Annotated in this window: 11 protein-coding genes; 5 read left to right on the top strand and 6 right to left on the bottom strand. The window is 61.0% G+C overall.

The annotated features are described in order from the left end of the window. Positions 1-118: 118 nt before the first annotated feature. Positions 119-1,078, bottom strand: coding sequence for a LysR family transcriptional regulator (locus D0550_RS20795; protein WP_116811104.1), 960 nt, complete (start codon positions 1,076-1,078; stop codon positions 119-121). Between the two features lie 212 nt (positions 1,079-1,290). Between D0550_RS20795 and D0550_RS20800 the strand changes: the two genes are divergently transcribed. The 3 genes from D0550_RS20800 to D0550_RS20810 are packed head-to-tail and all read left to right on the top strand — an operon-like array spanning position 1,291 to position 5,119. Continuing rightward, a complete protein-coding gene (locus D0550_RS20800; RefSeq protein ID WP_161965954.1) occupies positions 1,291-3,603 on the top strand; it encodes a TonB-dependent receptor in 2,313 nt (770 codons plus the stop codon). 11 nt (positions 3,604-3,614) lie between these two features. Further along, positions 3,615-4,706: an aromatic ring-hydroxylating oxygenase subunit alpha gene (locus D0550_RS20805; RefSeq protein WP_116811129.1), complete on the top strand. Its 1,092-nt coding sequence runs from the start codon at positions 3,615-3,617 to the stop codon at positions 4,704-4,706. Between the two features lie 29 nt (positions 4,707-4,735). Further along, positions 4,736-5,119 (top strand): hypothetical protein, encoded by a 384-nt coding sequence (locus D0550_RS20810; protein ID WP_116811106.1) that lies wholly within the window; start codon positions 4,736-4,738, stop codon positions 5,117-5,119. A 38-nt stretch (positions 5,120-5,157) separates the two neighbouring features. Here D0550_RS20810 and D0550_RS20815 read toward each other — a convergent pair whose 3' ends face one another. Beyond that, the gene (locus tag D0550_RS20815) at positions 5,158-6,087 is read right to left on the bottom strand and encodes a LysR substrate-binding domain-containing protein (RefSeq protein ID WP_116811107.1); all 930 of its coding nucleotides are present in this window, start codon (positions 6,085-6,087) and stop codon (positions 5,158-5,160) included. Between the two features lie 115 nt (positions 6,088-6,202). Between D0550_RS20815 and D0550_RS20820 the strand changes: the two genes are divergently transcribed. Continuing rightward, on the top strand, positions 6,203-7,069 hold the full coding sequence (locus D0550_RS20820; RefSeq protein ID WP_116811108.1) for a pirin family protein: 867 nt from the start codon (positions 6,203-6,205) through the stop codon (positions 7,067-7,069). A gap of 567 nt (positions 7,070-7,636) precedes the next feature. Here the strand turns inward: D0550_RS20820 and D0550_RS20825 are convergent. From D0550_RS20825 to D0550_RS20840, 4 genes are all read right to left on the bottom strand, one after another. After that, positions 7,637-8,485 carry a DUF4034 domain-containing protein gene (locus D0550_RS20825; protein ID WP_116811109.1) on the bottom strand — a complete coding sequence of 283 codons (849 nt, stop codon included), beginning with the start codon at positions 8,483-8,485 and terminating at the stop codon, positions 7,637-7,639. Positions 8,486-8,642: 157 nt separating this feature from the next. Next, entirely contained in the window at positions 8,643-9,050 is a 408-nt protein-coding gene (locus D0550_RS20830; protein WP_116811130.1) for an SRPBCC family protein, read from the bottom strand. A 56-nt stretch (positions 9,051-9,106) separates the two neighbouring features. Next, positions 9,107-10,471: an amidohydrolase family protein gene (locus D0550_RS20835; protein WP_116811110.1), complete on the bottom strand. Its 1,365-nt coding sequence runs from the start codon at positions 10,469-10,471 to the stop codon at positions 9,107-9,109. Next, positions 10,461-10,940 carry a MarR family winged helix-turn-helix transcriptional regulator gene (locus D0550_RS20840; RefSeq protein ID WP_116811111.1) on the bottom strand — a complete coding sequence of 160 codons (480 nt, stop codon included), beginning with the start codon at positions 10,938-10,940 and terminating at the stop codon, positions 10,461-10,463. The genes D0550_RS20835 and D0550_RS20840 overlap by 11 nt, the downstream gene beginning before the upstream one ends. 101 nt (positions 10,941-11,041) lie before the next feature. On the opposite strand from D0550_RS20840, the gene D0550_RS20845 reads away from it, so the two are divergent. Then, positions 11,042-12,883, top strand: a complete 1,842-nt coding sequence (locus D0550_RS20845) for a feruloyl-CoA synthase (protein ID WP_116811112.1) — start codon at positions 11,042-11,044, stop codon at positions 12,881-12,883. Positions 12,884-13,056: the final 173 nt, after the last annotated feature.

Consider the following 13,056-nt stretch of genomic DNA (forward strand, 5'->3'; position numbering starts at 1 on the left):
AAGAGCGGTGCGACCTCCTGGTGGTTTGTGGCGATCACATTCTCCTCTTCGAGAAGACGATTGCTTTTCAATCAGATCAACACCGTGCCCCGAGTGCAGTCGAATCGTCCCAGGGGCTTCAAGGTACGAGAAGCGAACCCGCACTTCCATCGAGTTGTTGGTCTCCTCTAGGCCGTAACAAGCGGTCGATGTTGTCGCACAGATAGTCAATGAAGATGCGCACGCGTGCCGGCGTGCGCGCGGCACTCGGATAAACGATCCAGGCGGGCAGCGGCGCGGAACGGAATTCCTCTAGCAATGGCACGAGCAAGCCGCGGTGCAGATAGTCGCGCACATATAGATGTGGCAGTCGACAGATGCCAACGCCCTCCACCGCCGCAGTAATCAACGCCGAGCCGCTGTTGCTTCGCCAGTTGCCTTGCAAGTCGATGCCCATCTCGCCGCCATCGACCTTGAAGTACCACTTGGCACACGGCTCGAAAGTCGCTACCAAACAATTGTGCCGTCGCAACTCTTCGATGCTCCTGGGCACGCCATAGCGCGACAGATAAGTCGGCGAAGCGCATACCACGTGCGGCAACTCGTAGAAGCGGCGTGCCTTCAACGATGAGTCGTCGAGTTGGCCGTAGCGAATCGCGAGGTCGTAGCCTTCCGCGACCAGATCGACGGTGCGCATTGTCACGTGCACGTCGACTTTCAAATTTGGATGTAAGGCGCAGATCTCCGCGGCGGCCAGTGCCACATACTGTTCACCTAACACATCGGTGCATACCACGCGCACGTGCCCTTTGGGTTTCACGTCGAGATCCAGAACGGACAGCTCGGCATCTTCCAGATCGCTGAACAGCCGCTCGCACTTCACGAACAGCGCCCGGCCCGCCTCGGTGGGATTGATGCGACGGGTAGTCCGCACCAGCAGCTGCGTTCCGAGGTGCCGCTCCAGTTGCGAGACTTTCTTGCTCAATAGCGATTTGGAAACGTCGGCGCGATCGGCGGCACCGGAGAAGCTGCCGGCCCGCACCACCTGCACGAATGCTTCCATCAAGTCCCAACGACTGACGGCCTTCCCCATGCCCATTGTTCTCTATCCTTCAACACTCTGTCGCCGTTGCGACCGTTTTTACCCTCCGTGGTCAAAAATAGACTTCGGTGCTTCCTTACTCACCGACGGATGTTTGCATGCCATCCCGCTACCGGCCGAACGGTCGCATCGAATCCAGGCCGGCACCATTGGCCAGTCGTGCCACCCCGGCCTGCTTTTCCTTGGTCTGCATTTCATTGGCCTGCACGTTGCCCTCCCATGCAGAAGGCGTGCTAGAGGTCATCACTGTGACCGCGCAGAAGCGCGAGCAGAACATCCAGGACGTTGGTATCGCCATAACGGCTTACTCCGGCGACCAGCTGCGGAAGCTAGGCGTCGAGGACAGTGTCGACATCGCGGCCATGACCCCGGGCGTGCACATCGGTGGCAACAACGGTGGCCAGAAAACGCTGTTCACCATTCGCGGCGTCACGCAGAATGATTTCAACGACCACACCGAAGCACCGGTCGCGGTGTATGTGGACGACAGCTACGTGGCCTTCGGCCAGGGTCAGCTGTTCGGGACCTTCGATCTGGACCGCGTCGAGGTGCTCAAAGGGCCGCAAGGCACGCTGTTCGGACGCAACGCCACTGGCGGTCTGGTGCACTACTTGTCCAAGCGCCCGTCCCGCGAGGCTGAGGGCTTCGTCGATGTGACCACCGGCTCGTACGACCAGCTGCGCATCGAAGCGGCGTTCGGCGGCCCCATCACCGACTCGATCTCAGGTCGACTCTCGGTCTTGCAAAGCCGCTTCGACCCGATCATCGACAACGACTATCCAAATCGCGCAACCACCTTGAACGGCCAGCCCAATCTGGCCGACAACGTCGGCACGTTCGACGAGGACACGTTCGGCGTGCGCGGCCAGCTGCAATTCGGTGCAGACGATTCGCGCAGTTTCCTGCTGACTGCCTCTTACATGCGCACCGAGCAGAACCCGGGCCCGTTTCTGGAGCTGCCGACCGTGCCGGTGTTCGACGCTGCCGGAAATCACGTCGGCACGATCCGCGCCGGGGCAAACGAGACTCGGGAAGCTGCCGCCCCGGACGGCACGCCCATCGACCACCCGCTGTCGTTCGACGCCGATCTGCTGCGCCCTGCCGGCGGCAATCTGTATGGCCCGAGCTGCACCGAGCACGACCGGCGTAATCTTTCTTGCAGCATGGACTTCATGTTCAAGGATCTGAACACCACCGACACCTACAGCCTGACCGGTAAGCTCAGCTGGGATTTCGGCGGCGTCACGTTGACCTCGGTGACCGACTTCAAGGACTTCGACAAGTTTCAGGGCATCACCGCCGACGGCGGCCCGGCCTCGACCGTCGAAGTGCTGTTCGATGCCAGCGCCACCACGTTCAGCCAGGAGCTGCGCTTGAACGGCGAGCTGGCCGGCGGCCGCAGCCGCTGGGTCACCGGCCTGTACTATTTGTATGTAGACCTGGAGTCCAAGTTCTCGCTGCCCGCCGAGCCCAACAGCCTGTTCGAGCCTCTGGCCGGCGTCCCATGGGAAGATGTGGCACTGGCCGATCTCACCACCCGGTCAACGTCCGCGTTCGGCCAGGTCGAATACGACCTCACCGACACGCTGACCCTGATCGGCGGCGCGCGCATCATCAGTGAGCGCAAGAACTTCACCGGCGAAGAAACATTCTTCCTGAACACCGCGCCCAAGACGCTCGACACCAGCGTGGTGCTGTTCAACGTGCAACCGCGCACGAACCACAAGCAGGACGAAACCTTGTGGAGCGGCAAACTGCAACTGGAGTGGCGCCCGATCGATGACTTGATGCTCTATGGCGGCGTCAATCGCGGTGTGAAGGCCGGTGGTTACAACGCGCCCGCCACCTTCGGCAGCGGCTTCCCGCAACAGGACATTCCGTACGACGAAGAAATACTCACGTCGTACGAAACCGGCTTCAAGTGGAGCGGCCTGCTCGGCGGCACCACTCGCCTCAACGGCGCGTTCTACTACTACGACTACGAGGACTATCAAGGCTTCTTCTTCACGCAGGTCACCGGCTACGTTCGTAACATCGACGGCGAATACAAGGGCATGGAGCTGGAACTGGCCTCCTCGCCGACCGACGGCCTGGATCTGATGCTGAGCTTCGCTCTGTTGGACGCCAGGCTCTACGACATCCAACTCGGGCCCGGCGTGTTCAAGGACTCCAAACCGAGCTTCTCTCCGGAGAAACAAGTGTCCGCGTTGGCGCGCTATCAGTTCGCACGCGAGGTGCTCGGTGGCAACGTATCCGCCCAGGTGAGCGCGAACTACGCCTCCGAGTACTACGACAACATCCGCAACTTCGATGCTTCGCGCCTGCCCTCGTATGTGCTCGCCAACGTGCGCGTCGGCTGGGAGAGCGCCGACTCGCACTGGCAGGTGGACGCGTTCGTCAACAACCTTGCCGACCGGCGCTACTACACCATCGGCTACGACCTCTCCAACGCCACCGGCTCCAACTCGCTCACGCCGGGTAAACCGCGCTGGTACGGGCTGAGCGTGCGTTACACCCTGTAATGGTGACTCCCATGTTCATTCGGAATACCTGGTACATCGCGGCCGAGCCCGACGAACTGTCGGGCGCGCCGCTTGCGCGAACCATTCTGGAAAAGCCCATCGTGCTGTTTCGTACGGCGTCGGGACGGGTGGTTGCACTCGACGATCGCTGCCCGCATCGATTCGCGCCGTTGTCGTTGGGCAAGGTGATCGGCGAGCATCTGCGTTGTGGTTATCACGGCGCGCAGTTCGATGCGACCGGCGCCTGCGCTCTGGTCCCCGGCCAGAACATCGTGCCACCGCAAGCGCGCGTCGCGAGCTATCCCACGCTCGAGAAGCACGGCTACATCTGGATCTGGATGGGTGATCCCGCGCTCGCGGCAGACGAGACGAGCATTCCAGACTTCTTCTATCGCAGCGATCATGTCGACTGGCATGGCGGCTATGGTCACTTCGAATCTATCCAGGCCAACTACAACCTCATCAACGACAATCTGTTCGACATCACTCACGCCGAATACGTGCATCCGGAGTCGTTCGGCGGCGAGGAGATGCGCATCTATCGCAACGCCAAGCCGGGCACCGACTACATCGATGGAAACATGACTCACAACACTGCCGGACGCCGCATCGTGTTCCGCATGCGTTCGCTCAATATGGCGACTGGCGGCCCGTTCTATCGCTGGATGGTCGCGACTTCACTGGGCCGCGACACCTATCCCGACCCCATCGACCTCGACATGGAAGTCAGCTGGGGCGCGCCGTCCTTCACGTCGTTTCTGCTGAATGCACGCCAGGCCGGCCTTGGTCGCGAACGAGGCGTTGAAGTTTGCAACATGCACGCCATCACGCCCGAGACGGCGACGTCGTCGCACTATTTCTATCGCTCGGTCAAGAACTACGGCGATCCGGAGCTGACGCGCGCCTTTGTCGGCGGAGTCAAGGCGATCTTCGAACAGGACAAGCCGGTGCTCGAAGCCCAGCAACGCCGCATCGGCAATGTCGACTTGTTCTCGCTGCAGCCTGTGTCCTTTGGCGGTGACATGCTCCAGCAGCGCGCCCGTCGCATCAATCGCGAGCTGCTCCAGCAGGAGCAAATCGCGAACGACACGGCATCCGCATGATCTCGCCACGCATTCGGGAGTTCGCATAGATGTACATGGTGGCCTTCATGTATCCCAACCGGCCGGGCGGCAGCTTCGACCGGCAGCATTTCCTCGACGTGCACCTGCCGTTGGGATTGAGCCAGACCTTCAAACATTTGCAGTTGAAGCCGCGCAAGCTGATGGTGTACTCGCCCACGGCCAACGTCGGCAACCCTGCCGCGCTGCTGCCATACATCGCGATCAGCAGTGTGTTCTTCGACACGCGCGCCGACGCGGAGAAGTTCTCGACACTGTTCAGCTTCGAAGAAGCAGCGCGGCTGCTATCCGCGGACTTTCCCAACTACACGCCTGGGCCGCCAGACGTCATGTTGGCCGAGGTGACCGAGCTGAATGACATCGATGCGGTGATCGCGAAGCACACCGGCGCCTGACCTTGTGGTCGGCTATTGTGAGCCGCTCATGAGGTGGCTCACCCTTCATGCCTGCCAAGCGTATTGGCTGCATGCTGCCGCTGAGCGGCGCACTCGCGCGCAAGAAAGTCCAGTAGCGCACGCACCGATGGCAACAGCCCGCGTCGTGACGGAAAGACCGCGTGGATGATTCCCGCGCGTGGCCGCCATTCAGGCAGCACATGGACGAGACGTCCTGCGTCGATGTCCCGCCAGACCATCATCGTCGGCAACTGGACGATGCCAACACTCCCGAGGGCCGCTTCGCGCAATGCAGCCATGTCGTCGGTTACCAGGCGCGGCCGATGCGGAACAGTAGCGGTTCTGCCGTCTGCAGCTTCGAGCTGCCATTGATGATCGCGATGAGGCGGCCCTAGATCGAGGCTGGGCAGATCGTGCAGATCGGCAGGGAATCGCAGCCCCGCGCTGACCAGAGCAGGACTCGCAACGAGGCACTGGGTGCTCGTGTCGAGCTTGCGCATCACCAGGTCGGTCGGCTCGAGCGGTGGAAAGCGCACGCGGATAGCGACATCGAACCCTTCCGCCAGCACATCGACCCTGCGATTGGTGGCTTCCAACTGCATTTCGACCGCGGGGTTCTCGGCCAGGAACTTCGCTATCTGTGCGCCGAGCTGAAAACCGAGCAACGCAATCGGACAGCTGACCCGGATCACGCCGCGCGGTTCGGCGCGAGCCTCGGCGATCACCTGATCGGCGGCTTCGGCCTCGACCAGCATGGCGACGCAACGCTCGTAGTATTCCCGCCCTAGCTCAGTCACCGAAAACCGTCGCGATGACCGGTTGAGCAGACGGACCTCGAGACGCTCCTCCAACGCCAGCATCCGGCGACTGAGCTTGGACTTCTGCAGCCCGAGCGCTCGCGCGGCCGGCGCGAAGCCGCCGTGTTCCACCACCTGCACGAAGTAATAGAGATCGTTGAGGTCCTGCATCGTCCTTTTTATAGGACGCTGCGTCGAGTTTCGCAATCTTTTACAACCTTCGTCCCGATGCTATCTATGTCCCCAGCACTGGCCATCCTCACTGGGGCCATCACTGGAGATTCAGATGAGCAAGAAAGTCCTTGGCCGCTATGGCAACAATCGCGGCCACTGGGTGGGCGACGGTTTCCCAGTTCGCTCGCTCTTTTCTTACAACGACCTCGGCGCGCACGTCAGCCCGTTCCTGCTGCTCGACTACGCGGGCCCGCATACGTTCGAGCCGACCCCTCACCGGCGCGGCGTCGGGAAGCATCCGCATCGCGGCTTCGAGACCGTGACCATCGTCTATGAGGGCGAGGTCGAGCATAAGGATTCCGCCGGCAATGGCGGGACCATCGGTCGCGGCGACGTCCAGTGGATGACGGCCGGCGGCGGCATCGTGCACGAGGAATACCACTCGCCGACCTTCGCGAAGACGGGCGGTCCCTTCAAGATGGTGCAGCTGTGGGTCAATCTTCCGGCCAAGAACAAGATGACCCCGGCCGCCTATCAGGGGATCGTGACCGCCGATATTCCAGTCGTCGATCTGCCCGCTAGCGCAGGCAAGGCACGAATCATCGCCGGAGAACTTCTGGGCGCAAAAGGCCCGGCGAAAACGTTCACGCCGATCAACGTCTGGGATCTGCGGCTGACTCGGAATGCGGATTTCACGCTCGATCTTCCCGAGGGGCACACCGCCATGCTGGTGGTACTCGATGGACGAGTGATCGTGAATGGCACGCAAGCGGCAGGTGCGGCAGAGATGCTGCTCCTCGACCGTGACGGCCAAGATGTAGCAATTCACGCAGATGACGACGCGGTGGTGCTGGTGCTAACCGGAGAACCGATCGACGAGCCCATCGTCGGCTACGGCCCCTTCGTCATGAACAGCGAGGCGGAAATCCGCCAGGCGATCGACGACTTCAACAACGGCAGGTTCACCCAGGTCGCCTGATCCTTCGGCCCGGTCCCGCTCTGGGGCCGGGCTCATCAGTCACCGACTGGAGCGGATACTTCGCAGAACTACTCGCAGATAATGGGGGCCACCACACCATCCCGAATCTCGCCGCCGCATTGAAAGATGTCGGTCGAAGAATGCGAGCACCGCCCACTCCAACTGCCAGCTGATGCAACATCGCGCGCAAATTCGCAGCGCCCTTCACACTCTGCATCTGCATCGCACTTCTCGCCCGCATCCTTCGCGGCAACATCGCACATCCCGTTTCCTTTGAGACCATACTTATTCCAACGCCCCCCAGCAGCGATGCAGGTTGAACGCGAGCAGTAGCCGAGTGCGCTTACGCATTGCGTACGCGCGACTTCTGAGTTGGGCTTGGTGGCGCATGCCGCCAGGATCGTTGCGACAAGCAAAGCAAGAGCGCTTCGTGCATATACTCTGGCTTCGCCGGCGCTCAGGCGCGGATATGTCGCGACTCGCATGCAGCACATTGTTTGTGCTCCAAGTGTTCCTGGGTCGGTGCTGTGAATGAGGAGCGCCGCGGCTGCGACAAACCTGGAGCCCTTACGAGCAATCGGCGCCGCCAAATTGGTAATGCCGGCAGAACCTCATGGTGTCTTGAAGATAATCCCTGCGAAAGCGCGGGCCGCCTGACCTCGATAACGGCAGCGCCCGTTTGTAGAACGCCATGGCTTCCTCAGTCCGGCCGAGCTCTTCGGCTCTGTGCCCTTGATCCTCGAGTTTGATCGCCTGGAGCAACGCCAACGTCTCTTCCGCCACTCCCTGTGAACGGCAGCGAGCAATAAATGCGTCGATCTGAGCGTAGGAGCCTCCCCATCGGGGCGTGAGGCTGACGGTGTAGCAAGCGCGGGCCAGGAAGTTCGATGGAAGCAGGTCCGTTGCATTGCTGAGCGCCTGCCTGGCAGCCAGAACGTCGCCTTCGAACTGGGCGATGTTCAGCAAGTGCAGCTCTGCAATATAGGATCGGTTGTTGAGCTGGAGCGACTTGGCCAGATCCAGTTTTGCCTTTTGGAACATGCTGCTCATGTAGGCCAGGTCGGCTCGTGGCGTCTTGGCGACGTAATTCGTGCCGCGACGTTCCTCGCCACGCTTTCGGTAGTAAACACCTCTGGCCAGATAGGCGTATGAGGACTGCGGATATGCGTCTATCCACTCATCCAGTGCGGCGGCGAGGGCAGCGTCCTCCTTGTAGAAGACTTTGTAGCTATCCAGCAGGTCGAACTCCGTTGACCGCCCCTGCTCAAATGACGACTGCAACGCAGAGAATGCTTGCTCGGCCGCTTCGAGGCGACCGTTTTTGAGCTGAGCTGCCGTGCTGGCGGGAACGATGTCCGCAATGGACGGGCAGGTCGTGAGACCGATCAGTGCCGAGGCAACAACGAGTACTCTCATGCAGGGGCATTCGATCAGGCCCGCACTGCACGACGCTAGGAGTTATTTGCGAGCCGATAGCACAGGCGATTGCACCAATATATCTTTTCCACCTGGCCCAGAACCAGCGGAGCACTCGGCGAGTGCCCCGCTCGAACCGACCGACGCGAGCGCCGAGTTACCGTGTTGCTTCGACGTGGCGAGTGAAATTGTCCAGAATCGCTTGCCAACCGTCGCGCTGTTGTTCGATGGAATGAGTTGACTCGCTATCGAACGTTACGCGCAGCTTGACGCCTTTCGGGCTGTCAGTGAACTCGACCTGCGCCACGCGATCACCGAAGGAGTACTCAATCAGCTTGTGCTCCACGATATTCGTGTAGGTGCCCGCGAAGTCAAATCCCATGCTGCCGTCTTTCGCCTCCATTCGTGAGGAGAAAGCGCCGCCGACGCGCAGATCGACGGTGGCAGCGGTCGTGTGCCAATCGTCAGACGCAGCATTCCACTTCTTGATGTCCTCCGGAGTCGTGTAGGCACGCCAGACCGCGTCGATCGGCGCGGCAACGGTGGTTTCAACACTGATTTTCATGATGGTTTCCTTGGTCTCGATTGCAGCCAAAAAGATTGCTCACATCGCTCTCCTCATCATTCCGACTCTCGGTATTTCCTGGCGACCTCATCGAGAAGCGCCCGAAGATCGGTTTGCGAGTACCACTTCCCATTCGCCATGACGCCGAGCGGCTCGCGAAGGGCCGAAAGATCGTCGAGTGGATTCTTTGCGGAATAGATCAGGTCGGCTCGACTGCCGAGAGCGATAGTCCCGAAGGGAGCCGCCGAACGCACGGATTGGCGAATGAGCTCACCCGGCACGCGAGTGGCCGCCGAAAGCACCTGGTATCGAGTCAGGCCAGCGCGCTCGAGCGCGCCAAGATTGTCATGGAGCGAGTAACCTTGAACGAGACCTGGAATGGTGGGCGCATCGGTACCGACAACGAGTGACACGCCCGCATCGCTCATGTCCTTGGTGAACCGTGAGAGGAAACTCACTTTGGCGGCAAGGTCGCCCGTTCGCTTCGAATAGCCCGCCGCTCTCCATTCGATGCGCCGATTCGGGGACAGATACCGGACCTCGGGCGATTGCATGAAGGCATCGACGACAGCCGGCCGGCCCCATTGGCGGGCGATGGTCGCGTATGTATTCAGGTCCGCAGTGACGAAGGCGTCATGACGTTTGATCAAAGCGATCGCGCCCGGAATCTGCTCCGGGCTCGGCGGTCGATCGTTCAAACTGGAAAACACCGTGTACATGAACTCTTCCGTGTGAGCCACCAGTATCTGACCCGCCGCGAGCTGACGCTCGAGCCCGACCTGTGACACGCCATGGCCGACGACTGCAATCTGCTGGCGCCTGCCCTCTTCGATCAGAGCCTGAAAGCATTCCACTGAAAGATTGTTATAGACCTTGATGAAGTCATAGCCGTTGGTCTTTGCGAGCCGCACGACCCAGCGGGCTTCATCCGGCGTAGTCACCACGAAATGACCATATCGAGGCGAGCCATCGACGACGAATGCGGCGTAGACCTGCGGCCCCGGAAACTTGCCGCGCTCGACCGCCGGTCGGATCTGCCCCATGAAGGCCGAAGATGCTTCACCCATGTTGAGCAACGTGGTTACACCATTGGCGAGATAGACAGCCAGCTCTTCAGCCGTATCGACGTGCGTATGCATGTCGGCGAGCCCGGGAGAGAGAAACCTGCTGCCCTCGCCATCGATGATCTGTGCGCCCTTCGGTACGGCAAGCTTCGGGCCGATCGCGACGATCTTGCCGTTCTCGACCAGAACCGTTTGGCGAGGCATCACCCGATCCGAGTCCATGGGCAGCACGTTGACTGCAATGAACGCTGTAATGTGCTGCTGTGCCTGCGCGCCTGCCGGCAAGCAAAGCATCAGGCCGAGGACAGTCACGAAAATGACCGACAGCATACGATCCACAGAGTTGTCAGGTGACATCGCGCAGCTTCCTTAATGCCTCAAACAAGAATTCGAGCTCTGCGGCCGTGAACAACGATGTGAAGCGTTCTTCGTGCTTGGCCACGCGCGCCTTGGCTTTGCGCAACATCTTCTGGCCTGCGGGCGTGAGATAGAGCTCCTGGCGGCGCCGATCGGCGCTCGACTGTTTCCGAATCAGCAGGCCACGCTCCTCCAGCCGGTCGACGATCGCCATCGTCGTCGCACGATCCATGCCGAGAGTATCGGCGGCGGATACCTGCGCAGCGCCGGGATTGCTATTGATGAGCCACAACACGGCAGCCTGCTTCTGCGTGAGGCCCAGATCCTCCACCGCGGCGATGAAGTGCCGGTGCATCGCCGCGTTCGCGCGGCGCAACCGATAGCCGAGAAATCCCTCGAGGTCTTCGGTGAGCAAACCGTCCAGCGCTTCCGGCAGATCATCCATCTTTGTTTTCGAGTTGCGCGACATCGATCCTTCCGAAACAGCCCGAGACAGGCGGAATGTAGCGGCTTGCGATTTCGTTAGCAACACGAATAGTATGTGTTACGTACTAATTGGACGAGACAGGCATGGCTAAGGATGAGCTCGATTGGACCGCCGATCCGTTCCACACACGATTCGAGCCCAGACCCAACGGCTCCATCCTGCTTCAGCCACAGGGCGCGCTGCCCGAATATCCAGCACGGCTCATGGATTGGCTAGCACATTGGGCCGGCGTCGCTCCGGAACGAACCCTGGTCGCTCGACGCGTTCACGGCGGCGACTGGAAAAATGTCAGCTATTGCGAAATGCTCGATCGCGTACGTCGCGTGGCAGCCGGCTTGACGATCAGGAATCTGTCGGAACAGCGACCAATCCTGATCATGTCGGGCAACAGCATCGAACATCTCTTGCTCAGCTTCGCGGCGATGTGGGTGGGGATTCCGTTCTGTCCGATGTCACCCGCGTATTCGCTCGCGTCGGCGGATCTTGACAGGGCGCGCTATGTGATCGATTTGCTAACGCCGGGATTGATCGCTGCGTTCGATACACCTTCCTTCGCGCGCACTCTGATGAGAGTCGTAGCGCGCGACATCGAGATCGTCGGGGATGCAGCGATAGCCGATCGCGGAGTGACAACCCTGACCGCGCTCGAGTCTCCTGTGACGAGCGAGCTCGACGCACGCCATCGGGCCACGAACCACGACACCATCACAAAGTTCTTACTGACGTCCGGCTCCACCGGCCAGCCGAAGGTCGTGATAACGACGAACCGCATGGTATGCAGCAATGCGGTAATGCAGCGCCAGTCCATGCCATTCCTTGTGAACGAACCGCCTGTGGTCGTCGACTGGCTGCCCTGGAGTCATACGTTCGGCGGCAGCCACATCCTGGGGCTCGTGCTGAGCAATGGCGGCACGCTCTACATCGACGACGGCAAACCATCGCCGACAGGTATTGCAGAAACGATTCGCAATCTGCGCGAGATCTCACCCACGGTGTACTTCAATGTGCCGAAGGGCTTCGAAATGCTCGCCCAGCACCTGCGCGAGGATGATGGGTTGCGCCGACGCTTCTATCGGCGGCTGCGCGCTTACTTCTTCGCGGGCGCCTCCCTCGCGCAACACACCTGGGATGCACTCGACGCGATGTCTCTGCACGAACGTCGATTGAAAACTCCCATGCTATCCGGCCTAGGCGCGACGGAAACCGGACCCGCAGTGACCTTCACAACACCTGCCATGGGTCGCACCGGCGTGGTCGGCCTGCCTGTCAATGGCTCGCTGGTAAAGCTGGCTCCGGTGGACGAGAAACTCGAGATGCGAGTCCGCAGCCCCAGTGTCACGCCCGGTTACTGGCGCCAGCCCGCACTCACAGCCGCCGCTTTCGATGACGAAGGGTTCTATCGCCTCGGCGATGCCGTGCGCCTGCTTGACCACAACGATCCCGCGCGCGGCCTTGTATTCGACGGCCGCATCGGCGAGGACTTCAAGCTGTCGAATGGCAGCTGGGTAAGCGTCGGTCCCCTGCGCGCCGAACTGATCGCGCAGCTCGCGCCGATCGCACAAGACGTAGTGGTTGCCTGCCCCGATGCGGACTACCTCACCGCATTGATCGTTCCGGATGTGGCGGCGTGTGCACGCGCGCTGGGACTCTCGCACACACCGTCGCACGAAGAGATCGCTCGCGATGCCGTCATCAAGGACAAGCTCCAGGCCGGCCTGCGCGAGCATGCATGGCAAAATGCAATGAGCACGCGCCACATCCGGCGCGCACATTTACTGCCCTCTGCTCCTTCCCTCGATCACGGCGAGATCACCGATAAGGGCTCGATCAATCAGCGCGCGGTGCTACGCAATCGCGCGCAGCTGGTTGCCGCGCTGTATGCCTCGGTTCGCCCTGCCGACGTCATCGACATCAACGATCCATAGCGGCTCCCTGGCGACTGCCGCCAGACACGCCCGCCGTTCCCTACAGCCGCGTCGCCACCCCGTGCTTGTACACAAATCAATGACTTGCGATCCACCACCCCTCAGCAGCCGGACGCTGCCCTCCACACTTGGCGAATTTTCCCGACCACTCCTCGACTTACCTGAGCTGGATC

The sequence above is a fragment of the Steroidobacter cummioxidans genome, assembly GCF_003104955.1.

What these genes read in the sequence shown, in the direction of transcription:
- D0550_RS20805 (WP_116811129.1), top strand. Translation starts at nt 3,615, where the DNA reads ATGTTCATTCGGAATACCTGGTACATCGCGGCCGAGCCCGACGAACTG.
- D0550_RS20845 (WP_116811112.1), top strand. Translation starts at nt 11,042, where the DNA reads ATGGCTAAGGATGAGCTCGATTGGACCGCCGATCCGTTCCACACACGA.
- D0550_RS20825 (WP_116811109.1), bottom strand. Translation starts at nt 8,485, where the DNA reads ATGAGAGTACTCGTTGTTGCCTCGGCACTGATCGGTCTCACGACCTGC.
- D0550_RS20795 (WP_116811104.1), bottom strand. Translation starts at nt 1,078, where the DNA reads ATGGGCATGGGGAAGGCCGTCAGTCGTTGGGACTTGATGGAAGCATTC.
- D0550_RS20840 (WP_116811111.1), bottom strand. Translation starts at nt 10,940, where the DNA reads ATGTCGCGCAACTCGAAAACAAAGATGGATGATCTGCCGGAAGCGCTG.
- D0550_RS20815 (WP_116811107.1), bottom strand. Translation starts at nt 6,087, where the DNA reads ATGCAGGACCTCAACGATCTCTATTACTTCGTGCAGGTGGTGGAACAC.
- D0550_RS20810 (WP_116811106.1), top strand. Translation starts at nt 4,736, where the DNA reads ATGTACATGGTGGCCTTCATGTATCCCAACCGGCCGGGCGGCAGCTTC.
- D0550_RS20835 (WP_116811110.1), bottom strand. Translation starts at nt 10,471, where the DNA reads ATGTCACCTGACAACTCTGTGGATCGTATGCTGTCGGTCATTTTCGTG.
- D0550_RS20830 (WP_116811130.1), bottom strand. Translation starts at nt 9,050, where the DNA reads ATGAAAATCAGTGTTGAAACCACCGTTGCCGCGCCGATCGACGCGGTC.
- D0550_RS20820 (WP_116811108.1), top strand. Translation starts at nt 6,203, where the DNA reads ATGAGCAAGAAAGTCCTTGGCCGCTATGGCAACAATCGCGGCCACTGG.